This is a genomic window from Ramlibacter sp., assembly GCF_029866045.1.
Taxonomy (GTDB): Bacteria; Pseudomonadota; Gammaproteobacteria; order Burkholderiales; family Burkholderiaceae_C; genus Ramlibacter.
This window is the reverse complement of sequence record NZ_JARXAB010000174.1, coordinates 1-25,682: the sequence shown is the minus strand read 5'-3', so window position 1 is coordinate 25,682 and position 25,682 is coordinate 1. Positions and strand designations below refer to the sequence as shown.

General features: G+C 68.2%; 20 protein-coding genes. 12 read left to right on the top strand and 8 right to left on the bottom strand.

Annotated features, from left to right (window positions below; genetic code table 11):
• The first annotated feature begins 62 nt into the window (after positions 1-62).
• Positions 63-3,224, top strand: a complete 3,162-nt coding sequence (locus tag QE494_RS17320) for an Rne/Rng family ribonuclease (RefSeq protein ID WP_300045449.1) — start codon at positions 63-65, stop codon at positions 3,222-3,224.
• 130 nt (positions 3,225-3,354) lie between these two features.
• Here the strand turns inward: QE494_RS17320 and QE494_RS17315 are convergent, their stop codons facing one another.
• The 4 genes from QE494_RS17315 to hemC are packed head-to-tail and all read right to left on the bottom strand — an operon-like array spanning position 3,355 to position 7,615.
• Positions 3,355-4,608 carry a heme biosynthesis HemY N-terminal domain-containing protein gene (locus QE494_RS17315; protein ID WP_300045447.1) on the bottom strand — a complete coding sequence of 418 codons (1,254 nt, stop codon included), beginning with the start codon at positions 4,606-4,608 and terminating at the stop codon, positions 3,355-3,357.
• Positions 4,609-4,625: 17 nt separating this feature from the next.
• Entirely contained in the window at positions 4,626-5,870 is a 1,245-nt protein-coding gene (locus QE494_RS17310; RefSeq protein ID WP_300045444.1) for a uroporphyrinogen-III C-methyltransferase, read from the bottom strand.
• Positions 5,867-6,676 carry a uroporphyrinogen-III synthase gene (locus tag QE494_RS17305; RefSeq protein WP_300045441.1) on the bottom strand — a complete coding sequence of 270 codons (810 nt, stop codon included), beginning with the start codon at positions 6,674-6,676 and terminating at the stop codon, positions 5,867-5,869. The genes QE494_RS17310 and QE494_RS17305 overlap by 4 nt, the downstream gene beginning before the upstream one ends.
• Before the next feature lie 27 nt (positions 6,677-6,703).
• Positions 6,704-7,615 carry a hydroxymethylbilane synthase gene (gene hemC / locus QE494_RS17300; protein ID WP_300045496.1) on the bottom strand — a complete coding sequence of 304 codons (912 nt, stop codon included), beginning with the start codon at positions 7,613-7,615 and terminating at the stop codon, positions 6,704-6,706.
• A 92-nt stretch (positions 7,616-7,707) separates the two neighbouring features.
• Between hemC and ppc the strand changes: the two genes are divergently transcribed.
• From ppc to QE494_RS17285, 3 genes are all read left to right on the top strand, one after another.
• Positions 7,708-10,545: a phosphoenolpyruvate carboxylase gene (ppc, locus tag QE494_RS17295; RefSeq protein ID WP_300045439.1), complete on the top strand. Its 2,838-nt coding sequence runs from the start codon at positions 7,708-7,710 to the stop codon at positions 10,543-10,545.
• Positions 10,546-10,609: 64 nt separating this feature from the next.
• Positions 10,610-12,010, top strand: coding sequence for an argininosuccinate lyase (argH, locus tag QE494_RS17290; RefSeq protein WP_300045437.1), 1,401 nt, complete (start codon positions 10,610-10,612; stop codon positions 12,008-12,010).
• Positions 12,011-12,090: 80 nt separating this feature from the next.
• Positions 12,091-13,245, top strand: a complete 1,155-nt coding sequence (locus tag QE494_RS17285) for an alpha-hydroxy acid oxidase (RefSeq protein ID WP_300045435.1) — start codon at positions 12,091-12,093, stop codon at positions 13,243-13,245.
• A gap of 103 nt (positions 13,246-13,348) precedes the next feature.
• Here QE494_RS17285 and QE494_RS17280 read toward each other — a convergent pair whose 3' ends face one another.
• On the bottom strand, positions 13,349-14,353 hold the full coding sequence (locus QE494_RS17280) for a tripartite tricarboxylate transporter substrate binding protein (RefSeq protein WP_300045433.1): 1,005 nt from the start codon (positions 14,351-14,353) through the stop codon (positions 13,349-13,351).
• Between the two features lie 154 nt (positions 14,354-14,507).
• Between QE494_RS17280 and QE494_RS17275 the strand changes: the two genes are divergently transcribed.
• Genes QE494_RS17275 through QE494_RS17245 form a run of 7 tightly spaced genes read left to right on the top strand, consistent with a single transcriptional unit; the run spans position 14,508 to position 22,066 of the window.
• Positions 14,508-15,749 (top strand): DNA polymerase IV, encoded by a 1,242-nt coding sequence (locus tag QE494_RS17275; protein ID WP_300045431.1) that lies wholly within the window; start codon positions 14,508-14,510, stop codon positions 15,747-15,749.
• 60 nt (positions 15,750-15,809) lie between these two features.
• On the top strand, positions 15,810-16,223 hold the full coding sequence (locus QE494_RS17270) for a type IV pilin protein (protein WP_300045428.1): 414 nt from the start codon (positions 15,810-15,812) through the stop codon (positions 16,221-16,223).
• Between the two features lie 28 nt (positions 16,224-16,251).
• Positions 16,252-16,779: a GspH/FimT family pseudopilin gene (locus QE494_RS17265; RefSeq protein WP_300045425.1), complete on the top strand. Its 528-nt coding sequence runs from the start codon at positions 16,252-16,254 to the stop codon at positions 16,777-16,779.
• Positions 16,776-17,375, top strand: coding sequence for a type IV pilus modification protein PilV (gene pilV / locus QE494_RS17260; protein ID WP_300045423.1), 600 nt, complete (start codon positions 16,776-16,778; stop codon positions 17,373-17,375). The genes QE494_RS17265 and pilV overlap by 4 nt, the downstream gene beginning before the upstream one ends.
• A complete protein-coding gene (locus tag QE494_RS17255) occupies positions 17,372-18,424 on the top strand; it encodes a PilW family protein (protein WP_300045421.1) in 1,053 nt (350 codons plus the stop codon). The genes pilV and QE494_RS17255 overlap by 4 nt, the downstream gene beginning before the upstream one ends.
• Positions 18,421-18,996, top strand: coding sequence for a hypothetical protein (locus QE494_RS17250; RefSeq protein ID WP_300045418.1), 576 nt, complete (start codon positions 18,421-18,423; stop codon positions 18,994-18,996). Before QE494_RS17255 ends, QE494_RS17250 begins: the two co-directional genes overlap by 4 nt.
• Before the next feature lie 22 nt (positions 18,997-19,018).
• The gene (locus QE494_RS17245) at positions 19,019-22,066 is read left to right on the top strand and encodes a pilus assembly protein (protein WP_300045416.1); all 3,048 of its coding nucleotides are present in this window, start codon (positions 19,019-19,021) and stop codon (positions 22,064-22,066) included.
• Positions 22,067-22,085: 19 nt separating this feature from the next.
• On the opposite strand, the gene queF is transcribed toward QE494_RS17245, so the two are convergent.
• The 3 genes from queF to QE494_RS17230 all read right to left on the bottom strand — a co-directional run bounded on the left by queF (position 22,086) and on the right by QE494_RS17230 (position 24,192).
• The gene (gene queF, locus QE494_RS17240; RefSeq protein WP_300045414.1) at positions 22,086-22,931 is read right to left on the bottom strand and encodes an NADPH-dependent 7-cyano-7-deazaguanine reductase QueF; all 846 of its coding nucleotides are present in this window, start codon (positions 22,929-22,931) and stop codon (positions 22,086-22,088) included.
• 20 nt (positions 22,932-22,951) lie between these two features.
• Entirely contained in the window at positions 22,952-23,728 is a 777-nt protein-coding gene (gene yaaA, locus QE494_RS17235) for a peroxide stress protein YaaA (protein WP_300045494.1), read from the bottom strand.
• Positions 23,729-23,913: 185 nt separating this feature from the next.
• Positions 23,914-24,192, bottom strand: a complete 279-nt coding sequence (locus tag QE494_RS17230; protein ID WP_300045411.1) for a hypothetical protein — start codon at positions 24,190-24,192, stop codon at positions 23,914-23,916.
• A gap of 25 nt (positions 24,193-24,217) precedes the next feature.
• On the opposite strand from QE494_RS17230, the gene hemA reads away from it, so the two are divergent.
• Positions 24,218-25,486 carry a glutamyl-tRNA reductase gene (hemA, locus tag QE494_RS17225; RefSeq protein WP_300045492.1) on the top strand — a complete coding sequence of 423 codons (1,269 nt, stop codon included), beginning with the start codon at positions 24,218-24,220 and terminating at the stop codon, positions 25,484-25,486.
• Positions 25,487-25,682: the final 196 nt, after the last annotated feature.

Here is a 25,682-nt window from a genome sequence, read left to right as displayed (position 1 = left end):
GCCTGGCATCGTGGGCCCCCTCGAAAGGGGGCCGCATGGTATCGAAATGAAAAGGTGACGCAATGAAGCGCATGTTGATCAATGCCACGCAGGCGGAAGAACGCCGGCTGGCCATCGTCGATGGACAAAAGCTCCTCGACTACGAACTCGAAATTGAAGGGCGCGAGCAGCGCAAGGGCAATATCTACAAGGCGGTCGTGACCCGCGTAGAGCCCTCGCTCGAGGCCTGCTTCGTCGACTACGGCGAAGACCGCCACGGTTTCCTGCCCTTCAAGGAAATCTCCAAGCAGTACTTCCAGCCCGGCGTCTCGGTCTCCCAGGCCCGAATCAATGACGTGATCAAAGAGGGCCAGGAGCTGCTGGTCCAGGTCGAGAAGGAAGAGCGCGGCAACAAGGGGGCCGCCCTCACCACCTTCGTCTCTCTGGCCGGCCGCTATGTGGTGCTGATGCCCAACAACCCGCGCGGCGGCGGCGTGAGCCGGCGCATCGAGGGCGAGGACCGGGCCGAGCTCAAGGAGGCAATGGACCAGCTGGAGTACCCGAACGGCATGTCCATCATTGCCCGTACCGCGGGCATCGGCCGCAGCGCCCCGGAACTGCAGTGGGACCTGAACTACCTGCTCAAGCTGTGGACCGCCATCGACGGCGCGACCAAGGGCGCCAAGGGCGCCTTCCTGATCTACCAGGAGTCATCGCTGGTCATTCGTGCCATCCGCGACTACTTCAACCACGACATCGGTGACATCCTCATCGACACGGACGACATCTACGAACAGGCCCAGCAGTTCATGTCGCACGTGATGCCCGAGCACGCGGCCCGGGTCAAGCGTTACCGCGACGACGCGCCCCTGTTCTCCCGCTTCCAGATCGAGCACCAGATCGAGTCGGCCTATGCCCGCGAGGTCAAGCTCCCCTCCGGCGGCGTGATCGTGATCGACCACACCGAGGCCCTGGTCTCGGTCGACGTCAACTCGGCGCGCGCGATCAAGGGCGGCGACATCGAAGAAACCGCCACCCGCACCAACCTGGAAGCCGCCGACGAGGTGGCCCGCCAGATGCGGCTGCGCGACCTGGGCGGCCTGATCGTGATCGACTTCATCGACATGGAGGAGTCACGTAACCGCCGCGAGGTCGAGAACCGCTTGCGCGATGCGCTGCGTCAAGACCGCGCCCGGGTGCAGTTCGGCACCATCAGCAAGTTCGGCCTCATGGAAATGAGCCGCCAGCGCCTGCGCCCGGCCCTGTCGGAAGGCGCCTCCATTCCCTGCCCGCGCTGCGGTGGCCACGGCCATATCCGCGACACGGAAAGCTCGGCACTGCAGATCCTGCGCATCATCCAGGAAGAGTCCATGAAGGACGGCACGGCCGCCGTCCATGTGCAAGTGCCGGTGGAAGTAGCCTCGTTCCTGCTTAATGAGAAGCGGACCGAGATCGCCAAGATCGAGCTCAAGCAGCGGATCGCGGTGATCATGATCCCCAACAAGTCGCTGGACACGCCGCACTACAAGCTCGAGCGCCTCAAGCACGACGACGCGCGACTCGACAACCTGCAGGCCAGCTACACGATGGCGGTCGAGGTCGAGGACCCGACCACCGTCACCCGCCGCTCGCAAGAGCGCACCAACAAGCAAGAGCCGGTGATCAAGGGTGTGCTGCCCGACGCACCGGCACCTGTCGCCCCGCCCAAGCCGGAGCCCGTGGCCAAAGCCGCGCCTGCGCCCGCACCCAAGCCGGCCCCCGCCCCCGTGGCACCGGCGCCGGCCGAGCGCGGCTTCATGGGCTGGCTCAAGGGCCTGTTTGGCGCCTCTGCCCCGGCACCTGCGCCAGCGGCCGCTGACAAGGACGCCAAGACCGATGGCGGCGGCGCACGTCGCGACGCCCGCGGTGAGCGCAGCGAGCGAGGTGAACGCGGTGAACGCGGTGAGCGCGGCCGTGGTCGCGGCGGCCGTGGTGGCCGTGGCGGTGAGCGTGGTGAACGCAGCGAGCGAGGCGAAGGCCAGGGCCGCGGCCGCGAAGGCGCCGCCGCAGAGACCGGCGAGCGCAGTGAACGCAACGAGCGCGGTGAAGGCCGCGGGCGTGGTCGTGGCGAAGGTCGTGGCGAAGGCCGCAGCGAACGCACCGAGGGTCGTGGAGAGCGCAGCGCCGAAGGCCGCGAGCCGCGCGAATCGCGCGAAGGCAGTGAGCCTCGTGAGGCTCGGGAGCCCCGCGAAGGTCGCGAAGCGCGGGAACCGCGCGAGGCACGTGAAGGCCGCGGGCCGCGCGAGCGCCGCGAGGCCCTGCCGGCTGACGCCCAAGCCCTGAGCGCCGCCGGTGAGCCGGTCGAGGGTCAGGAACTCCAGGCCGACCGCGATGACCGGGCGCCCCGCGGGGAACGTGGTGAGCGCGGTGAGCGTGGTGAAGGTCGCCGGGAGCGTGGCGGACGTCGCGAGCGCGGCGAGCGTGGTCCGCGTGACGAAGGTCAGGGCGCCGAGCAGGCCTCGCTGAGCGAAGCCAACGGCCAAAGCAGCGAAGGTCAGGCCACCGATGACCAGCGCGAACCCCGCGACGAGCGTGGTGAACGTGGGGACCGTGGCGAGCGCCCCGAGGGTGAAGGCGGCGAAGGCCGCCGCCGCTCCCGCGACCGCTTCGGCCGTGACCGCCGCGAACGTGGCGACCGCGGACCGCGCGAAGAGTCCCCACAGGGTGAGGCAGGCGTGTCCGAAGCCGGCCGCCCCGCGGAGACCGCGACGGGTGAGGGCAACGGCGCCGACGCCGATACCCCCCGCCGCCCTCGCTACCCCACCGGCTTTGCCACCGAGGACGGTGCCGCACAGGAAGCCCCGCGCCACGAAGGTGGAGCAAGCCAACCTGAGGCCCCTGCGCGCGCCCAATCCCCCGCGCCGACCCCAGCGCCCACGCCTGCACCGGCCCCCGCCCGCGCTGCGGCAGCACCGGCCACAGGCACATCGCCCGCACGTGCAGGTCTGCCCAAGGTGCAGCCCTTCCACTTGTCAGTGGCCGACCTCGAACAGGTCGCCAGCGGCTCGGGCCTTCAGTGGGTCAACTCCGACGCCGACAAGGTGGCGGCAGTGCGGGCCGCGATCGCGGCCGAGCCCAAGCCGGTGCATGTGCCGCGCGAGCGGCCGCCGGTCGTTGTGATCGACGAAGGTCCTCTGGTCCTGGTCGAAACCCGCAAGGACCTGGGCCAGGTCACCCTGCCCTTCGAGGCTGGCGCCCAGCGCTGAGCGTCGTCCCTCCTGGCCCCACGGGGCCAGAACTCAAGTAGCCCGGCCCGTGCAAGCGGTTCCGGGCTTTTTCATGGCGGGCATATCGACCGACCGGGCCATGCCGCGAGGCAGCGCCCCGGTCAGCGGCTCATTCGGTGGCCGCCCGCTTCCAGGCCTGAGCGGCCGTCTCGGCGTCCCCACGGTCCTCGGCCAGCTGCGCGAGGGCGCGCCAAGCCTGTCGGTGCAGGCGGGCATCACGCAGGCCCAGGGCGGCCTGGGTGAGTAGCTGCTGGGCCTTGCCCCAGAGCTGGCGTTTCATGCAGGCCATGCCCGCCAGGTACTGCAGGCTCGCATCGCGCGGGTTGGCACGCTGGGCGGCTTCGAAGCGGGCCAGCCAGGCGCTGTCGATGGAGTCGAGGCCAGCCTCCAGGGCCTGCACCAGCCGCACCTTCTGCGCGTCGGACAGCTCCGAATGGCGCTCCCAGACCGGCAGTATCCACTGCCGCGCCAGCTGCGCATCCCCATGAAGAGCCTGCAGGCGCAGCGCGCCGTGAATGGCCAGGTCGGGCATGGCGCGCTCGGTCGGTTCCAAGTCACCCCAGGCGCGCAGCAGCTGGGCCGAGTCGTGGGCGCCGTTGAGCAGGTCGATCGCAAGCCCGCGCACGATGCTCTCGGCGGCCAAGGGCGAGAAGGCCCGGTGCTTGGCCAACAGCCGGGCGGTCTCCAGGGCCTCGGCCGGTTGCGACAGCAGACGATAGGCCTTGAGCTTCATGCGCAGCGCCAGCGTGCGGCGAGCCGCACCCAGGGGCAGCTCGCCAAGCCAGCGGCCGGCGGCCTGCGGGTCGCGTTCGTCCAGGGACCAGCGGGCTGCGCGCATCAACACCCCTTCGCGCATCGCCAGGCCCTCGCGGCCGGCCTGGGGCGCCAGGGCCTGCTGCAGGTGGGTGTCGCGGGCGGACTTGTCTTGCAGGGCTTGGGCACTCTCGGCCACCAGCAGGTGGGCCAGTGCCCGGAGCGGCTCGGCATGGGGCAGGTGTCGTTCGGACGCCTGTAAAGCAGCTTCCTGAGCCAGCACGGTTTCGGCAGACTTGCGGGCGCGCACAAATCGCCCAGCCAGCAAATGGGCGATCGCATCGACCAGTAGGCCATGGACCGCCCGCTCCTTTTGCTGATTGCGCCAGCGCCTGGCCTGCTGGGGCAGGTCGAAGAGCGCAGACAGCGCGCGCAATACCGCGTAGAGGAAAACGAATCCGCCGACCGCCAACATGAGCACCAGGTTCAGCGACAGGTCGATGCGGTAGGGGGGCCAGAACACAGTGACCGTCCCCTGGTTGTTGCCAGCGAAGAGGGCGATCGCAACCGCCACGCCGAACAGTGCCAGGAACCAGAGGGCCGCGCGCATCGGGATGACTCCTCAGATCAGCGGCCGGCCGCGGCAGCGTCGAGTACGGCCAGGGTCTCGTCGATGCGAGGCAGGTCGACATTGCGCAGTTGAGCCTGCATCTGCTGCAGGGTCGCCAAGGCAGCCTGGGTCTTGCGCGACTCGGGGCTGAAGTAGCGTCCAAGGGCTTGGGTCACCTGGGCCAGGTCGGCACGCGCCAGGTCGGTTTGGCGCGCCAGCAGGGACAGGCGGGCATTGAGCAGCTTGAGCTTGAGGTTCTCCCGCAAGAAGAAGGCCTGCTCGGGTGCGACCAGTACGGCATCAGGCTGGTCAATGCGACTCACGCGCAGCAGGGCCTGGGCCTCCTCGCGCACAAGCGCGAGCCAGCGCGCCCACCAGGCCTGCGCCGAGGCGGCGGCCGCCGGGGCAGAGGCTGCGCCAGCGCTGCGACCCGCGGTCGGGGCATCGGCAGCGCTGGAAGCCGACGCCAACGCGGCCGCCTGGCCCACGGCATTGGCTACCGGCAACTCCTCCAGTCCGCGGGCCAGTTCGTCCATCCGCAGAAGCAAGGAGGGCACATCGGTCACGGCCGCCGCCTTGATGCGGTCGATGTCCCGGGTGATGCCGGCCCGAACGCGGGCGAGACGGGGCTGGCTCACCCGCGCCAGACGCTGGTCGGCCGCACGCAGGGCAGCGAGCAGCGGCTCGGGACTCAGCGAGAGCTGCGACTGCTGCTGCGCCAGGCGCAGCGAGGACTCGATGTCGACCACCAGGTTCTCGTCGCGCGAGCGGGACAGGCTTTGCATCAGCTCCTCGAGCTGAGTGCGCTGCATGGCCACTTCGGCCAGCTTGTTCTCGGCGATCGCCTGGCGGGCCGCGTTGTCGCGGGCCAGCTCCTGGGCCTGTCGGGCCAGGGTGCGGGCCTCGATGGCAACCGCACCGGAGTCCGCACTCTGGCGAGCCAACTGCTCCTGAATGTCGGACAAGCGCTGCCACAGCAGGCCGCTGGCAAGCAGGGCCAAGGCGATCGATGCGATCAGGCCCCAGAACACAGGGCGCGACAAAGAAACGCCAGGTGCGGCGGCGACAGGCGTTGCCGAGTCTGGCAGGCCGATCGGCACGCCAGGGGCTGCGCCGGGTGCAGAGGCAGGAGCCGATTCAGGAGGCGATGCACCGACGCCCGCGCTTGGCACTGCGGAACTGGCAGCGTCGGCAGCAGACGGGGCGGCGGACGCAGTGCCGGGGGTCGGCACCGATTCGTCGCGGGCGTGGGGATCGCTCATGGCAGCGATTGTAGAAAGGCCGCCACGGATTCCGGGCGCGGCGCCACCTCCGCGACCTGGCCGAAGCCGGCCGACCGAGCTGCCTGCGCAATGCGCGCATGGGTGCACAGGGCAAGCCCGCCCTGCCATCCGGCGACCGGCGCCAGCCGGGCCAGGTTGGCGACCGCCTCGGAACTGCTGAACAACCAGGCGGCTGGCGCCCGGCAGGCTTCGTCCAGCAAGGCCCGCTCGGACGGGGTCCATTCGGGCAGAACGCGCCGGTAGGCGGGCACCTGGTCCACCAGCACGCCGGCTTCGCGCAGCCGAAGCGCCAGCCAGTCCCGGCCCGCAGCCTCGCCGTCGGCGTCGGCACCGCGCACGATGAGCACCCGAACCGGCGCACCGGATCCCTGGGCACGCACCTGAGCGAGCAGGGGCGTCTGCACACACCCCCACAGGGCCTCGGAGTCAAAGCGGCCAGCCTGTGGGTCTGGCGAGTCGATCTGGGCGGCAGGCACACCCACATCGAGCAAGGCGGCGTGTGTGCCCGGCCCGGTGGACCAAGCACGTGTGCCAGCCGGCCAAGCCAGCTCGGGGCCACCGGCATCAAAGAAACCGCGCACCGCGTTGGCGCTGACGAACATGACCGCAGCCTCGCACGCAAGCGCAGCTTGGCGCTTGGCCAGGCCCTGCGGGTCGGGCCCCGGGCCGATGGCAATCAAAGGCAGCGCCTCGGCGCGCAGGCCCAGCCCCTGCAAGGTACGGGTCCAGGCCAGCGCTTCACGCGCCGGGCGGGTTACGAGGAGAAGAGGCGGCTGTGCCGGCATGGGGCCAGGCCGGCCGGTCACGGCGCCTCAGTGGGCGCCGCCGGCGCGCAGCTGCTCGACCACCGAGCGGCCCAGGTCCTCGGCCTGCGCCAGGTCGGCCACCGAGCCTTGGGCCTCCGCCCGCACGAGTGTTGTCGTGTTGCTCTCGGGCTCGCCCCAGGCGGCGCGCAGGTGCAGGGCGCCAGCAGGCGTGAACACCGCGTGGGCGGCCAGGGGCATGGAGCAGCTTCCGCCCATGCCGCGACTGACCGCACGCTCGGCCGCCACCGCCAGCCAGGTCGGCTGGTGGGCCAGGGGCGCGAGGGCCTGATCGACCTCGGAGCGCTGGGCCCGCACCTCGATGCCGAGGGCGCCCTGGCCAGCGGCCGGGAGCATCTGGTCGGTGTCAAAGATCTGGCGGATTCGGTCGCCGAGGCCCAGACGCTTGAGACCGGCGGCGGCCAGGATGATGGCCTCGTAATGGCCGTCGTCGAGCTTGCGCAAACGGGTGTCGAGGTTGCCACGCAGGGGTTCGATGCGCAGGTCAGGGCGCAGCGCCCTCAGCAGCACCACGCGGCGCAGGCTGGAGGTGCCCACCACGCTGCCGGGAGGCAAGTCGGACAGCTGCTGGAAACGGTTGGAGACGAAGGCGTCGCGTGGGTCCTCGCGCTCCATCACGCAGGCGAGGTGAAAGCCCTCGGGCAGGTCCATCGGCACGTCTTTGAGGGAGTGCACAGCCAGGTCGGCCCTGCCCTCCTCGAGCGCGACCTCCAGCTCCTTCACGAACAGCCCCTTGCCGCCCACCTTGCTCAGGCTGCGGTCGAGGATCTGATCGCCCCGGGTGGTCATGCCCAGGAGGCCCACCTCGTGACCGCGCGACTGCAGAAGGTCGCGTACATGTTCGGCCTGCCAAAGGGCCAGCCGGCTTTCGCGCGTGGCGATGACTAGTTTGCTCAAAATCGAACCCGGTACGTCGTCGCTGCAAGCCACCTGCAGCAGGGAATTTCGCTTTGCGATGCTAGCATGGGCCGACTCCCCAGCCCTCTGCCGCCATGCCCGCCAGCTCCCCCGCCGCCACGCCGGCGCGCCACCCCCCCCGCCGAGCGCGCGACAACGAAAAGCCCCTCAGCGACGACATCCGCCTACTCGGCCGGCTGCTCGGCGACGTGATCCGCGAACAGGAAGGTGCGGCCGCCTTCGAACTGGTGGAAAAAATCCGCAAGCTCTCGGTGGCCTTCCGCCGCGATGCAGACCACGAGGCCGACAAGGCGCTCAAGGCCCTGCTCAAGGGCCTGCCCAGTGATCAGGCGGTGAGCGTGATCCGGGCCTTCACCTATTTTTCCCACTTGGCCAACCTGGCCGAGGACAGGCACCACATCCGCCGCCGGTTGGTGCACGAGCGCGCCGGTGACACGCAGCAAGGCAGCGTGGAGGTGGCCCTGGCCCGCCTGCGCTGGGCCGGCATCACGCCTCGCACCGTCGCCCGAACCCTGGCAACCAGCTATGTGTCGCCGGTGCTCACCGCCCACCCCACTGAGGTGCAGCGAAAGAGCATCCTGGACGCCGAGCGCGACATCGCCCACCTGCTGGCCGAGCGCGACGCCATCAAGGACCGCGCCTTGCCCAAGGACGCCCTCGCCCCGCGCGAGCTGGCCGCCAACGAGGCCCAGCTGCGGGCCCGGGTCATGCAACTGTGGCAGACCCGCCTCTTGCGCTTTACCAAGCTCACGGTGGCCGACGAGATCGAGAACGCCCTGTCCTACTACGAGGCCACCTTTCTGCGCGAAATACCGCGCCTCTACGCCGAGCTCGAGCAGGCCCTGGGCCAGGGCCGGGTGGCCAGCTTTCTGCGCATGGGAATGTGGATCGGTGGCGACCGGGACGGCAACCCCAACGTCAGCGCCGACACCTTGAGCCTGGCCCTGCGCCGCCAGAGCGAAATGGCGTTGCGCCATTTCCTGACTGAGGTGCACCACCTGGGCGCCGAGCTGTCGGTGTCGGCGATGCTGGTGGGCATGACGCCAGCGCTGCAAGCGCTGGCCGACCAGTCCCCCGACGCCGACCCGCACCGCCAAGACGAGCCCTACCGCCGGGCCCTGGCCTGGATGTACGCCCGGCTGGCCGCCACCCTCAAGGCCTTCACCGGCGGCGATGCGGCGCGCCACGTGCTTGCGCCGCAGGCGCCCTATGCGAGCGCCGCTGAATTTCTGGCCGACCTGACCACCATCCGCGAATCGCTCATCGCCTCGCACGGAGCGGCGATGGTCGAGCAACGCCTGTCCCCCCTGATGCGGGCCGTAGAGGTGTTCGGCTTCCACCTGGCCACCATGGACCTGCGGCAAAGCTCCGACCAGCACGAGGCGGTGGTGGCCGAGCTCCTGGCCGCCGCCCGGCTCGAGCCCGACTACCCCGGCCTGTCCGAGGACGCCAAGCAGGCCTTGCTGCTGCAACTGCTCAATGACGCCCGGCCCCTGCGCGTGCCCACCGCCCACTACACCGAGGCCACGCTGGCCGAATTGGCCATCTTCGAGACGGCCCGGCGCATACGGGCGCAGTACGGGCCGGAGGCCATACGCCACTACATCATCAGCCACACCGAGTCTGTGAGCGACCTGCTGGAGGTGCTGCTGCTGCAGAAAGAAACCGCGCTGATGGACGGCACCCTGGACGGCCAAGGCCCACAGCCAGGGAAGGCGCAGCTGATCGTCGTGCCCCTGTTCGAGACCATCTTGGACCTCCAAAGCGCGGCGCCCATCATGCGGGCGTTTTACGCACTGCCTGGCATGGCTGCCCTGGTACGTCGCTCGGGCGCCGAGCAAGACATCATGCTGGGCTACAGCGACAGCAACAAGGACGGCGGCATCTTCACCAGCAACTGGGAGCTTTATCGGGCCGAGACCGACCTGGTGGCCCTGTTCGACGAGCTGGCCAACAGCCACGACATCCGGCTGCGCATGTTCCACGGCCGGGGCGGCACGGTGGGCCGGGGCGGCGGCCCCAGCTACGAGGCCATCCTGGCCCAGCCCCCAGGCACGGTGCGCGGCCAGATCCGCCTGACCGAGCAGGGCGAGGTGATTGGCTCCAAGTACGCCAACCCCGAGATCGGGCGGCGCAACCTGGAGACCCTGGTGGCCGCCACCCTGGAGGCCACCCTGCTGCAGCCGACCAAGCCAGCCCCCAAGTCCTTCCTCGAAGCCGCCGGACGGCTCTCGGCCGCCAGCCAGGCGGCCTACCGCGGCCTGGTCTACGAGACACCCGGCTTCAGCGACTACTTCTTCGCCAGCACGCCCATCCGCGAGATCGCCGCCCTCAACATCGGCTCCCGACCGGCCTCGCGCAAGGCCAACCTGCGCATCGAGGACCTCCGGGCCATCCCCTGGGGCTTCTCCTGGGGCCAGTGCCGGGTGACCCTGCCCGGCTGGTTCGGCTTTGGCTCGGCGGTGCAGGCCTTCCTGACCCCTGGCCCGGGCCAGACGAAAAAGGAGGGCCTGGCCCTCCTGCAGAAGATGTACCGGCAGTGGCCCTTCTTTCGCACATTGCTGTCCAATATGGACATGGTGTTGGCCAAGAGCGACCTGGCGCTGGCCCACCGCTACGCCGAGCTGGTGCCCGACGCCCGGCTGCGGCGCAAGGTGTTCGAGGCGATCGAGGCCGAATGGCACCGCACCGCCGACGCCCTGGCCGCCATCACCGGCGAGCGCCAGCGGCTGGCGGGTAACCCGGCGCTATCGCGCTCCATCCGCCATCGCTTTGCCTATATCGACCCCCTGCACCACCTGCAGGTGGAACTGGTGCGCCGCTGGCGCGCCGGCCAGCACGACGAAAAGGTGCAGCGCGGCATCCACATCTCGATCAACGGCATCGCCGCCGGCCTGCGCAACACGGGCTGAGCCGGGCGCCGACCCAAGAGTACCCCGTGGCCGGCAGGGGGCAGCCCGATAGAATTTGCCCCCTATGTCGTCGCACAACCAACTCGATCAAAAATCCCAGGCCTGGTCGGCGCTCTTTTCCGAGCCCATGAGCGATCTGGTGAAGCGCTACACCTCCAGCGTGTTTTTTGATAAGCGCTTGTGGCAGGCCGACATCCAGGGCTCGCTGGCCCATGCCGAGATGCTGGCCGCCCAGGGCATCATCGCCGCCGCCGACCTGGCCGCCATCCAGAAAGGTATGGCGCAGATCACCCAGGAGATCGAGGCGGGTCAGTTCGAATGGAAGCTCGACCTCGAAGACGTACACCTGAACATCGAGGCTCGCCTCACCCAGCTGGTGGGCGACGCCGGCAAGCGGCTGCACACCGGCCGCAGCCGTAACGACCAGGTGGCCACCGACGTGCGCCTGTGGCTGCGCGGCGAGATCGACCTCATCGCCGGCCTGCTGGTCGAATTGCAAAAGGCCCTGGTGACCATCGCCAGCCAGCATGCCGATGTCATCCTGCCGGGCTTTACCCACCTGCAGGTGGCCCAGCCGGTCAGCTTTGGCCACCACATGCTGGCCTATGTGGAAATGTTTGCGCGAGACGCCGAGCGCATGGCCGATGTGCGCGGACGGGTGAATCGCCTGCCCCTGGGCTCTGCCGCGCTGGCTGGCACCAGCTACCCGTTGGACCGCGAGCGGGTGGCCCGCAGCCTGGGTATGGAAGGCGTTTGCCAGAACTCGCTCGACGCAGTGAGTGACCGCGACTTCGCGATCGAGTTCACCGCCGCCGCCTCGCTGGCCATGGTGCACATCTCGCGCTTGTCCGAAGAACTCATTTTGTGGATGTCGCAGAACTTCGGCTTCATCCGCCTGGCCGACCGCTTCACCACCGGCTCGTCCATCATGCCGCAGAAGAAGAACCCCGACGTGCCCGAGCTGGCGCGTGGCAAGACCGGCCGGGTGGTGGGCCATCTCATGGGCCTCATCACCCTGATGAAGGGCCAGCCCCTGGCCTACAACAAGGACAACCAGGAAGACAAGGAGCCGCTGTTCGACACGGTGGACACCTTGAAAGACACGCTGCGCATCTTTGCCCAGATGGTTGAGGGCATCACTGTGGTGCCCGAGGCGATGGAGCGCGCCGCCCGCAGGGGCTATGCCACCGCCACCGACCTGGCCGATTACCTGGTGAAAAAAGGCCTGCCGTTTCGCGATGCCCACGAGGTGGTGGCGCATGCGGTCAAGACCGCCAGCGGCCGCGGGGTGGACCTGTCCGAGCTGTCTCTGGCAGACCTCCGCGAATTCAATCCGGCCATCAATGAAGACGTGTTCGAAGTGCTCTCGCTGCGCGGCTCGCTCAACGCCCGAAGCACCTTGGGCGGCACCGCGCCGGCCCAAGTGCGGGCGCAGGTGGCCAGGCACCTGGCACGCCTGGGCTGAGCAGCACTCCGGCGCGGCAGGGCCTTCAGGCGCTGCCGGCGACGGCTAACATTGAAAAAAAGACGAGGAGACTGGTCGAAATGCCCGTGATCACCAACATCGAAGAGCTGCGCCTGCTGGCAAAAAAGCGCGTGCCGCGCATGTTCTACGACTACGCCGACTCCGGCTCCTGGACCGAGGGCACCTACCGCGCCAACAGCAGCGACTTCGCCAAGATCTTGCTGCGCCAAAGGGTGGCGGTGAACATGGAAGGCCGCAGCACCCGCAGCACGATGGTTGGCCAGGAGGTTGCCATGCCGGTGGCGATTGCGCCCACCGGCCTCACCGGCATGCAGCATGCCGACGGCGAGATTCTGGCTGCACGCGCAGCCAAGAAGTTCGGCGTGCCCTTCACCCTGTCGACCATGAGCATCTGCTCGATCGAGGATGTGGCCGAGGGGACCGGCGGACACCCCTTCTGGTTCCAGCTTTATGTGATGCGTGACCGCGACTTCGTCGAGCGCCTGATTGAACGCGCCAAGGCCGCCGGCTGCTCGGCGCTGGTGCTCACCCTCGACCTGCAGATCCTCGGGCAGCGGCACAAGGACATCAAGAACGGCCTGTCGGCACCGCCCAAGCCGACCCTGGCCAACCTGATCAACCTGGCCACCAAGCCCCGCTGGTGCTTGGGCATGCTGGGAACGCAGCGCCGCCAGTTCGGCAACATCGTCGGGCATGTGAAGGGCGTGGCCGACATGAGCTCGCTGTCGGACTGGACCGCCAGCCAGTTCGACCCGGCTCTCTCCTGGGACGACGTCGAATGGATCAAGCGTCGCTGGGGCGGCAAGCTCATTCTCAAGGGCATCCAGGACGCGGAGGACGCCCGGCTGGCCGCCCAATCCGGCGCTGACGCCCTGATCGTCTCCAACCACGGCGGCCGCCAGCTCGATGGCGCGCCCTCCTCCATCTCGGCGCTGCCGTCCATCGTGAATGCGGTGGGCGACAAAATCGAGGTGCACCTGGACGGCGGCATCCGCTCCGGCCAGGACGTGCTCAAGGCCCTGGCCCTGGGCGCCAAGGGCACCTATATCGGCCGCGCCTTCCTCTACGGCCTGGGCGCGATGGGCGAGGCTGGCGTGACCCGGGCGCTGGAAATCATCCACAAGGAGCTGGACCTGACCATGGCCTTCTGCGGCCGCAAAGATGTGCGCAAGGTCGACAGGGACGTTCTGCTTCCCGGGACCTTCCCGGTCTGAGCGCGCCTGGCTGCTGGCCGGACCCCTGAGCGCAGGACGGCTTTCAGCACGCCCAAGAAAAAGCCCCGCAATGCGGGGCTTTTTGACGTGAGTGCGGACCTGCTCACTGAGGCTCCAGGCCCACCTTCTTGACCAGGTTGCCAAAGCGAACCAACTCGCTGCGAAAGGCCACCTGCGCCTGCTCGGGGGTGCTCACATTGATGGTGTTGCCCTGCTTGGCCATTGTGTCCTTGACCACCGGGTCGTTGAATGCGGCGACCACGGCTTCCTGGGTGCGTTTGACCAGGGCCGGGCTCATGCCCTTGGGGCCGAGCATGGCAAACCAGGCGTCGGCAGAGAAGTTGGTCAGGCCCTGTTCGGCCAGGGTCGGGATCTCAGGAGCCGCCGCGGTGCGCTGAGGCGACAGCATGCCGATTGCGCGCAAGGCACCCGACTTGATGTGCTGCTGCACGCTGGGCAGGGCGGCGGTGCCGAACTCGATCTGGCCGCCCAGGAGGTCGGTCACCATCGGACCCACGCCCTTGTAGGGAATGTGGCGGGCGCTGGTGCCGGAGGCGTCGAGCACCATCTCGGCGGCCAGATGCAAGATGGTGCCCGCGCCGCCAGAGCCGAAGTTCAGTTGGCCGGGCTTGGCCTTGAGCAGGGCGAGAAACTCGCGCGAATTGGTTGCCGGTACCTTGGCCGGATTGACCACCAGCACCAGCGGTGTGCTGCCGATCAGGGCGATGGGGGTGAAATCGCCCGGCATATCGAACGGCAGCGACTTGAGCACGCTAGGGAAAATGACCACGTTGTTGGAAACGATGGCCAGGGTGTTGCCGTCAGGTGCGGCCTTGGTAAGCGCCTGCAGGCCCACCACGCCACCGGCACCGGCCTGGTTTTCCACCACCACGTTGGCACCCAGCGCCTTGGCCAGCGCGGGCTGAGCGGCGCGTGCAATGGCGTCCACGCCCGAGCCGGTGGCATTGGGCAAGATGAAGCGGATGGTGCCGCTTTGGGTCTGGGCGGCGGCAGGCGCAGCCAAGAGCGCTGCGAGCAGTCCGGCCAGAGAGCCGGCCGCCACGAGACCGAGGCGGCGACGGGTAGGGGAGAAGAAGGTGAGTTGCATGCTTGTCTCCAGTTTCGTTGTCTTTGTGGCTGGCGCGGCGCCAGTCCGCCCAGCCTTTTTGGGTAGCCGAGCCACCGCTCTCGAATCGTAGCCGATGGCGCAGCAGCGGCGCGACAATTGGCAGCATGAGCCGCCCGCCCGGTTTGCGCCGAATATGCGCCGAATAGCCCACCTCGACATGGACGCTTTCTTCGCGTCCGTCGAGTTGCTGCGGTACCCGCAACTCAAGGGCCTGCCGATGATCATCGGCGGCGGCCGCCGCAAGGCCGACGACCTGCTGCACGCCAGCCATCCCGGCCTGCCTGCGCACGAAATCCCGGTGGCTGCCTTCCCGCGACTGAAGGACTATGTGGGCCGCGGCGTCATCACCACCGCCACCTACGCCGCACGCCAGTTTGGCGTGGGGTCGGCGATGGGCATGATGAAGGCGGCACGCCTGTGCCCCGAGGCCATCGTGCTGCCGGTGGACTTCGACGAAGTGCGCCGGCTTTCGCGGGCCTTCAAGGAGACCATCCGGGAGATCGCGCCGCTGATGGAGGACCGAGGCATCGACGAGGTCTACATCGACTTCACCGAGGTCCCCGGCGGCCAGCGGGAGGGCGGCCGGGTGCTCGCACGCCTGATCCAGAAGTGCATCCAGGAGCGCACCGGTCTGACCTGCTCCATCGGCGTTGCCCCCAACAAGCTGATCGCCAAGATGGCCAGCGAGTTCAACAAGCCCAATGGCATCTCCATCGTCCACGAGGCGGACTTGCAGACGCTAATCTGGCCGCTGGCGGCGCGCAAGATCAACGGCGTGGGTCCCAAGGCCGACGCCAAGCTGGAGAAGTCCGGCCTGCGCACCGTGGGCGACATCGCCGGGCAAAGCCGCGAATGGCTGGTCGAGCATTTCGGACGCAGCTACGGCGCCTGGCTGCACGACGCCGCCTGGGGGCGCGACGAGCGGCCGGTGGTGACCGAAAGCGAACCGGTGTCCATGAGCCGGGAGACCACCTTCGAGCGAGACCTGCACGCCGTCCGCGACCGGGAGGCGCTCGGCGCCGTGTTCACCGACCTGTGCGAGCGGGTAGCGGCCGACCTGCGGCGCAAGGGCTATGTGGGCCGCACCATCGGCATCAAGCTGCGCTACGACGACTTTCGTACCGCCACCCGCGACCTGACCCTGGACCACTACACCGACGACCCCCGGGTGATCCGACAGGCTGCCGGCCAAAGCCTCAAGCGAGTCGACCTCGATCGCCGGCTGCGCCTGCTGGGAGTTCGGGTGGGCAAGCTAGTCCCTGCCGGGGATCTGCCGCCCTCTGAGGTCCGCCCAAGCCCGCCAGAGACCGGGCCACAGACCCTGGAGATGTTTCCGGATGCAACACCAAAAGATCGGAAATTTGACTCTGATTAATTCAAATCGGCTACATTCCAAGGAAGAGCAGTACCGGCCCTGGCCTCAAGGATGTAATCGATGCCCCCACCCACGTACCCCCGCGCCTCGCGGCGTCCAAATGGGTTCACCCTGATCGAGCTGATGATCGTGGTGGCCATCATTGGCATTCTGGCTGCGGTCGCTTACCCCTCCTACAGCAGCCACCTGCGCAAGTCCCGCCGGGCGGAGGCCCAGCAAGCCCTGATGGATGTTGCGGCGCGGCAGCAGCAAATCCTGCTGGATTCGCGGGCCTATGCCGCCAGCCTGGCCGACACCCGGGCCACCCTGACGCCCTCGGTCACCGCCTACTACCAGATCGAACTCAGCGTCGGCACTGGCGATGTACCAAGTTTTACAGTGGCCGCCACCCCGCTGGGCAACCAGGCCCTGGACAGCTGCGGCACACTGACCCTCAATGAGGCGAACGTGCGGCAGCCCATCGGCTGTTGGTGAACCTCGACCCACCGCGCGGCAACTTCCTATGCCAGCCCCAGCAACGCTCCAGCCCCGCCTGCGGGCGCAGCCCAGGCCCCGCGCCGCTGCGCCCACCGGCCGGACCCAGCAGGGCTTCACCCTCCTCGAGCTGATGGTGGTGATGGCGCTGTCTGCCCTGGTGCTGGGCCTGGTCGCACCCGCCATGGACCAGTTTGTCGCCCGCCAGCGGCTGCGGTCTGCCAGCTACGACCTCATGAGTGACCTCACCCTGGCACGCAGTGAATCGCTCAAGCGGGTCGGTGGGGTGCAACTGCTGCCCGCCAGCGGCAGCGACTGGCGCAGCGGCTGGCGCCTGACCGCCGCCAATGGCGACCTGCTGGTCCAGCGCAACCCGATCGGGGGCTCGCTCCAGGTGCTCACCGCGCCAACGGCCGTGAGCTTTGACGCCCGCGGCATGGTGAGTGCTGACAGCCCGATCAAGTTTGGCCTGAGCGATGGCCGCGGCAGCGAGCGCTGCATCGTCTTGGATCCTTCGGGCCGCCCCAAGAGCCTGTCCACCGCCTGCAGCCCATGACGACACGCTGCCCGCCTCCAATGCACCCGCCATCGCCGCAGCGGCAGCGCGGCGCGGCCCTGGTCGAGGCCCTGGTAGCCCTGCTGGTGGTGGCCTTCGGCGTGCTGGGCTTCATCGGCCTGCAGGCGCGTACCGCGATCAGTAGCCTCGAGGGCTACCAGCGGGCCCAGGGCATGGCCCTGGTGCAAGACATGGCCGAGCGGATTACCCTGAACCGGACGGGCGCGGTCAAGGACTACTACCTGCGCGACGCGGTTGGGGTCAACGGGGTCTGCACGGTGCCGCCAGCCCCCCCTGCCGGTGCGGTGCCGGGCTTCGCCGCTGGCGCCTTCGACCTGGCCAACACCGACGTGTGCGAATGGCACGCCCTGGTTCGCCAGGCGATGGGCCAACCCGGCGCTGAACTGGCGCGGGTGCGCGGCTGCATCAGCGCCACGGGCAACGCGGGAGAGCTGCTGGTGTCCCTGGTCTGGCAGGGGGTGCAGCGCACCGCCGCCACGCCACTGACCTGCGGAAGTGACGACGCGACCGCTTTTCCGGACCCCAGTCTGCGCCGCGGAGTGAGCACCGTGGTGCGTATCGGGAGCCTGTTGTGAGGCGCCCGGGGCAAGGTCGCCACGCGCCCTGGCGGCAAGCCGGGGTGAGCCTGGTCGAGCTGATGGTGGGCCTGGCGTTGGGCATGATGGTGGTGGCCGGGATGGCACTGATGTTCGCCAACGCCAGCCGATCGGCGGCCGAACTCGAAAAGTCGATGCGGCATATCGAGAATGCCCGCCACGCCCTCGACCTGCTGGCCGAAGACCTGTCCATGGCGGGCTATTTCGGCACCGCGGCGGCCAGTGGTTTCGTCGACAGCGCCTCGCCCTGCGCCGCGGCTGGCGTGCTGGCCGCCAGCCTCAACGCCACCCATGCCGCCGGCAGCCCGACCACCCTGCCCCTGCCGCTACGGGGCTACACCGCCAGCGAGGCCGCCGCCTTGGGCTGTCTCCCCGCAGACTGGAAGACCGGCACACCGGTCATGGTGCTGCGCCGGCTCGACACCACCCCCCTGGCCGCCAGCGCCGCGCCGGTGGGGACGCTCGTGTTGCAAGCCTCCCACTTTCTGGACGACGTCGCGCCCTTCTTGGCCACTGCCAGCGGCACCGGGCTGGTGCTGCGAGACCGCGATGGCAACCCCAATCTGGTCCGGCGCTTCCTCGTTCGAATCTACTATCTGGCCCGCTGCAGCGAGTGCGCAGGCACGGGCGACGGCATTCCCACCCTCAAGCGGCTGGAGCTTCGAGACAGTGGCATGGTGTCAGTGCCCCTGGCCGAGGGCATCGAGCAGGTGGCCTTCGACTACGGCTTTGACACCAGCGGCGACGGCGTTCCCGATCAATGGCTTGGCCTGGCCGGCGCCTCGAGCTTGGCGGAGTCCCAGGCGGCGGCACTGGCCGGCTGGGGCAATGTGGTGGGAGCCCGACTCACCGTGCTCTCGCGCAGCACCGAGGCCACCCCCGGCTATTTGGACGCCCGCTCGTACAACCTGGGGCTGCAAGGCAGCAACCCCTATCTCGTGCCGGCATCCAGTGATGCGTTCAAGCGGCGCGTGGGCACCACCACCGTTCGGCTGCAGTCGGTGGCAGGCCTGCGGGAGACGCCATGACGCCGCACAAAAATTCAATGCACCGCCGCGAGGGTGGCGCCAGCCTCGTGGTGGTGCTGGTCTTCCTGGTGCTGCTGGCGCTGCTGGCGATCAACGCCTTCCTCGGGTCCACCACTAATTTGCGCATCGTCGGCAATATGCAGGCGCGCAGCGAGGGCGAGGCCGCTGCGCAGGTGGCCATTGAGCAGACCATCAGCTCCGACACCTTCGCGCGCAACCCCACCCTGGCCGCCTCCGCGCCCATCGTGGTGAACACCGGCAGCGTCAGCTATACGGTGCGCATCACACCCACGCCAACTTGCTACCGGGTACGTATCGTCAAGAACAGTGAGCTCGATCCAGGCACCGCAAGCGACGCGGCCTGCATCCGCTCAGGTACGGTGTCGATGCCCGGTATGCAAATGCCTACCCCGGGAGAGGCCGGGAAGCTGGCCGACAACTCGCTGTGCGCCGACACCGAATGGAACATCCGCGCCGAAGTGGTCGACGCCCGAAGCGGCGCCAAGGTCGCGGTCAACCAAGGTGCGGCGCTGCGGATGGTTCAGTCCGACGCGATCAATCTGTGCAAGTGAAGACCCAGAGAAGGACGACACCATGCGACGCCTGATCCACCAAATCCTGGGAGTGGGCCTGTCCCTGCTCGCCGCGCTCAGCGCCGTCCCTGCGGCCTCGCAGTACACGAGCGATATCGACCTGTACGCCGGGCAGACCACGTCGGCCGGCGCGGCCAATGTCCTGATCATCATGGACAACACCGCGAACTGGTCGTCCATGTTCGCGCGCGAAATGACAGCGGTCGGTGACACGATCGCGGCCTTGCCCTCCAACCAATTCAATGTGGGCTTGATGATGTTCACCGAGACCGGCTCGGGCAACACCGGCGCCGACGGCGGCTACGTGCGGGCCGCAATTCGCCCGCTGGACGACACCTACAAGCAGCGGCTGCGGTCCCTGGTGACCAGCTTGAGCGCCTCCGGCGACCGCTCCAACAACGGCAAGGCCGCCCTGTCCATGGCCGAGGCTTGGTACTACTTCGCCAGCCGCAATGCGGTTTCCGGTAGGACCAAGACAAAGACCGACTACCGGGGCAACACCTCCGGCAGCTCGCAGTCGAACGCCATCTATGCCATGACCGGCAATGCGCTGGATGCGGTGAACGCCACCCGGTACAACGGCCCCACCGTGACCAACTGCGGGCGCAACTACATCATCTATGTGAGCAACGGCTCGGCACAGGACAACGCCTCCGACTCGTCCGCCGCCTCCACCGCGCTGAGTGCCGCGTACACGGCGATGGGCATGACCCGACCGGCCGACATCACCGGCCTGTCACCCTCCGGCTCGCAGTCGAACATGGCGGACGAATGGGCACGGTTCATGCGGGCCTCGCCCCAAGGCATCACCACTTACACGCTGGACATCGACCCGGTCACCAACGGCCAGGGGCCAGGCTGGTCGGCGCTTCTCACGAGCATGGCCAACCGAAGTGGCGGCCAGTATTTCAATATCGACTCCACGGTCAACAATGGCGGCCGGATCGTCGACGCCTTGCAGCGGATCTTCAACCAGATCCAGGCGGTGAACAGCGTGTTCACCTCGGCCAGCCTGCCGGTGAGCATGACCACCCGGGGCACCTACCAGAACCAGGTGTTCCTCGGCATGTTCCGGCCCGACCAGGAAGCCCGGCCCCGCTGGCGCGGCAACCTCAAGCAGTACCGCTTTGACTACAACCCGCTGGACGGCAGCGTCCGACTGGTCGACGCCGCAGGCGAGGACGCCGTCACGGGGACGACTGGCTTCATCTCGCCCAACGCCGCCTCGTACTGGACGGCCGACAGCAACTTCTGGGTCAATCAGGCCATGGGCACCCCCGCCTCCACCTCCGACCGGCCCGACGGCGAGGTGGTCGAGAAAGGCGGCGCAGCCCAGCGCCAGCGGCTGACCTATGCCACCAGCCAGACCACGCGCAAGGTGTTCACTTGCCTGGGCTGCGCGGCCCAACCGACCTCCCCCATCACCCTCGCCACCAGCAGCGCCCACCAGTTTGTCGACGGCAACGCCAGCCTCACCGCCGCCACCCTGGGCGCGGCGAGCGCTGCCGCCCGCACCGCCCTGATCAACTGGGTGCGGGGTACCGACAACGCCGGCGACGAAACCGGCCCCGGGGGCACGACCACGGTACGCCCCTCCATCCACGGAGACGTGCTGCACTCGCGTCCGGCCGTCGTCAATTACGGCGGCAGCACCGGGGTGGTGGTGTTCTACGGCAGCAACGACGGCATGCTGCGGGCGGTCAATGGCAACGCCTCGGGCACCGGCGCAGGCGACGAACTCTGGTCCTTCATCCCGAGCGAGCACCTCGCACGTCTCAAGCGGCTGCGGGACAACGCGCCAGAAATCCGGCTTTCGACCACGGTGGTGCCGACCCAGCCAGGGACGACCGCCCCCACACCGCGCGACTACTTCGTCGACGGCCCGATCGGCATCTACCAGCGCCTCAATACCGCCGGCACCAGCGACCGGGTGATTCTTTTCGTGGGCATGCGCCGGGGCGGGCGCGAACTGTATGCGCTGGACGTGACCACCCCGTCGAGCCCGGTGTACCTGTGGAAGCACACCAGCGCCAACCTGCCCGTCCTCGGACAGACCTGGTCTGAGCCCCGGGTGGCCCGGCTCAAGGGCCGGACCGACCCGGTGATCGTGATGGGTGCCGGCTACGACAACGTCGCCGAGGACCAGCCGACACCAGGCACCACCACCATGGGCAATGCGGTACTGGTGCTCGACGCCTTCACCGGCGCGGTGCTGCGGCGGTTTGACACCAGCCGCAGCGTGGCGGCCGACGTGGCCCTGGTCGACGCCGACTACGACGGCTATATTGACCGCGCCTATGCTGCCGACGTTGGCGGCAACATCTACCGCCTCGATTTCGAGAAGGAGACGACGGGTGGCGTGCTCGCCGGCACGGACGACTGGGGCATGTACGCCTTCGCCACGCTTGGCGGCACGAGCAGCCCGGTGCGCAAGTTTTTCTACTCGCCCGATGTGGTTCTGAACCGCACCTTCGCTGCGGTGCTGGCGGGCTCGGGCGACCGCGAAAAGCCGCTGTCGACAACCTCCAACGACCGTTTCTTCACGCTGATCGACACCCGCCTCACCAAGGGCACGCCCACGGGAGCGGTGACGCCACTGGTGCCAGGCGATCTGGTCGACGTTGCCTCCGGGCTGGCCTCAACCCGCGGCTGCTACATCTCGCTGGATGGCGTCAATGGCGAGAAGGTGGTCAATGCGCCCACCACCGTGGGTGGCGTGACCTATTTCGCCACCCACCGGCCCACGCGGCCTGCCGCCAACAGCTGCGCGGCCAACCTGGGCCAGGCCACGTCCTACGCCGCGCCGGTACTTTGCAAAGCCGCCACATCGGCCAACATCCGTGGCGGCGGGCTGGCACCCAGCGTGGTGGCCGGCACCGCTCTCGTGCAGTACCGCGACCCGACCACGGGCGAGACGCTCGAGCGCGCAGTGGACTTCCGCATCGGCGGACCCAATGCAAAAGAGTCCGCCATCGAGGCCAGTGGCATCACGGGCACCATCTCCTCGACGCGGAGGCGCCGATACTGGTTCCTCGAAAACGCGCGCTGAGGCAACGCGCTCTAGCTCCTTACTGGCGAGCCGTCCGCTGGTGGGGCGGCAGGGCCCCGGGGTGACTGGTGCGCCAGGGATTGATGTCGAGGCCGCCGCGACGGGTGTAGCGGGCATAGACACTGAGCTTGATCGGGCGGCACTGGCGCCAGATGTCCATGAAGATGCGCTCCACGCACTGCTCGTGGAACTCGTTGTGGTTGCGAAAACTCACCAGGTAGCGCAGCAGACCACCCTGGTCGATTTGCGGTCCGCTGTAGTGAACCTGCACACTGCCCCAATCGGGCTGGCCGGTGACCAGGCAGTTGCTTTTGAGCAGGTGGCTGGTGAGGGTCTCCGCCACCGGCGCCTCGTGAAAGGCGGCGGTGAGGTACTCGGGCGCAGGGGTGTAGCGGTCGCAGTCGATGTCGAGCCGGTCCAGGCAGAGGCCCTCTAGTTCGGCAATGCGCTCGCGGCCAAAGTCCTCTGGCAACAGCATGCGTACGCCCACCGAAGCGCCTGGGGTCTGGCCGCGCCAGACCGCCTCGGTCAGGTCGGCGCGCAGGCGCTCGCGCACCGCGTCCAGGGACGGAAAGGGCGTGTTGCTGAAGCTGTTGAGGTACAGCTTGAAGGACTTGCTCTCGACGATGTGCGGTGTTTCACAAGGCACGGTCACATGGGCAATTGCCACCTGCGGCTTGCCGCGCGGGGTGAGCCAAGACAGCTCGTAGGCTGTCCACAGGTCGGCGCCAAAAAAAGGCGGCTGACCCGAGAGGCCCAGCTCGGCGCGCTTAGTGGCCCGCGGGATCGGAAAGAGCAGCGTGGGGTCGTACTGGTCGCCGTAGGCGGCCGGCTTTCCCAGCAAGGATTGTTCGGGTGTCGACATGACGGATTGCCCTGGGTGGCTCACGCGGCCGCCTTGCGGCGAAACACCAGGCGGTCGGGCTCGGAAGCTGCCGGTTCGAAGGCATAGCCCTCGAGGTTGAAGGCCTCGAGCTTGCGGGGCGTGTTGACGCGATGGCTGATCGCGTAGCGGGCCATGAGGCCGCGCGCCTTCTTGGCGAAAAAGCTCACGATCTTGTACTTGCCTGCGCTCCAGTCCTCGAACACGCATTCAATCACCCGCGCCTGGAGCGCCTTGCGGTCCACCGACTTGAAGTACTCCTGCGACGCCAGGTTGACGATGACGGGCGCCTTCTCGCCCGCGAGCTGCGCGTTGAGATGGTCTGCAAGACGTCGGCCCCAGAACTGGTACAGGTTGGAGCCCTCCCCCACGGGGAGCGCGGTGCCCATCTCCAGCCGATAGGGCTGCATCCAGTCCAGCGGCCGCAGCACACCGTAGAGGCCGCTCAAGATAGCCAGATGGTCCTGCGCCCATTCCAGGTCGGGGGCCGAGAGCTGGCGCGCCTGCAGGCCATCGTAGACGTCGCCGTCAAAGGCCAGGATCGCCTGCCGGGCGTTCTTGGCGGTGAATCGGGGCGACCAGGCTTGGTAGCGCGCAGCGTTGAGGCTGGCGAGCTTGTCGCTCAGGTCCATGAGCGAGGCGATCTGCTGCGGGGACTTCTCGCGCAGGGTGGCGATCAGTTCCTTCGATTGCGGCAGGAACTGCGGCAAGGTGTGTGGCACCTCTGGGATGGGGGAGGTGTAGTCCAGGGACTTGGCGGGCGACAGCAGGAACAGCATGGTGATGGGCAGCGGGCGGCGGGCGGCTCTCAAGTAGCGGGGTTGCAGATCGTTCGGGCTGATCGTTCCGGCTGGAACTTCTGGCCGGTCGTTCGGGCTGGTCGTTCGGGCCAGGTGTTTGAGTCAGAAGCGGGCTTCAGCAGTGGCATGGCGATGAAGTGGCCAGGAGCGCGGGAGGCAGTTCTTCAGCGACGCCAGCCCCCGACCATCAGCCATTGGACGGTGGCTACCGCCACCAACAACAGACCGTAGCTGGCCATCTTGCCATCCCGGCCGAAACCCCACAGGCCAGCGCCCAGGGCAACAACGCCCACGAGCACCAAAATTCCCGCACGCATCCAAAAGGAGTACTTCAGGGCAGCACCACCCGGCAAGGAAGGGCCCACCAGCGCCATGAAAAGGCCCAAAGCGAGCGCCGGAGCAACAAATCCGGCCAGGTGGACGATCAAATCGATTGGACCCATGGATGACAAATTTTATAATCTGGCCATGGCGGTCTGGGCCCTAGGCATCAATCACACGACAGCGCCGCTCGATATGCGCGGGCGCTTCGCCTTTGCCATTGACCAGGTGGCCCCCACCCTGCACGCCCTGCGGACCAATCTGGCGAGCAGCAGCCAACCCCCTGAAGCGGCGCTGCTGTCCACCTGCAACCGCACCGAAATCTACCTGGCCGCCGAACAGGCGGCCATGGACGCCACCATCGACTGGCTGGCCCGCTCGGGCGGCGTGTCTCCCGCTGAACTTCGCTCTCACGCCTACACCCTGGAAGACGGTCGGGTCGCCCGCCATGCCTTCCGCGTCGCCAGCGGCCTGGACTCCATGGTGCTGGGTGAGGCCCAGATCCTGGGCCAACTCAAGGACGCGGTCCGCGTCGCCGACGAAGCCGGCACTCTGGGCAGCACCCTCAACCAGTTGTTCCAGCGCTCCTTTGCCGTTGCCAAGGAAGTGCGTACCGCGACCGAGATTGGCGCGCACTCCATCAGCATGTCCGCTGCGGCGGTGCGACTGGCCGGCCAGCTGTTCGAAGACTTCACCCGCCTGAGGGTGCTCTTTGTCGGCGCTGGCGAAATGATCGAGCTGGCGGCCACGCATTTCGCGGCCAAAAACCCCAAGTCGATCACCATCGCCAACCGCACCCTCGAGCGCGGCGAGAAGCTCGCCTCCCGCTTTGGCGGCCAGGTGCTCCGGCTGGCCGACCTGCCCACACGCCTGCACGAATTTGATGTGGTGGTGTCTTCCACCGCCAGCCAGCTGCCGATCATCGGCCTGGGGGCGGTCGAGCGGGCGCTCAAGCAACGCAAGCGCCGGCCCATTTTCATGGTCGACCTGGCCGTGCCACGCGACATCGAGCCCGAGGTCAAGGCGTTGGAGGACATTTACCTCTACACCGTAGACGACCTGGCGCATGTGGTGCAAACCGGCCAAGCGCACCGGCAAGCGGCCGTGGCTCAGGCTGAGGCCATCGTCGACGCCGGGGTTCAGAACTTCCTGCACTGGCTCGACCAGCGCCGCGCGGTGCCCATGATCCGCCAGCTGCATGCCCAGGCCGACGAGTGGCGCGAGGCCGAACTCGCCCGCGCGCGCAAGCTGCTGGCGCGTGGCGACGATGTGGAGGTGGTGCTCGACGCCCTCTCCCGCGGCCTCACGCAAAAGATGCTGCACGGCGCCCTCGCCGAGCTGCGCGCGGGCGACGAGGTCACGCGCCAGCGTGCCATGGGCGCGATCGAGCACTTCTTCCTTCGCAAAGAGGGTTAGCGGCGCTGCCTCGGGGCGGCCCGCGCCGTCCCATGCCGCGCGCAAGTGCCGTGCGTAAATGCAGCACGCACTTGCAGCACGCACTTGCCACAGGCAATTGCAGCGCGGTCCCCTCCCCGGCTCCGGCCGGCCCCGCCCGCCCCCTTCCCCCGCACCCGCACCCGCCTCCGCGATGAAACCCTTTCTCCGCCAGCAA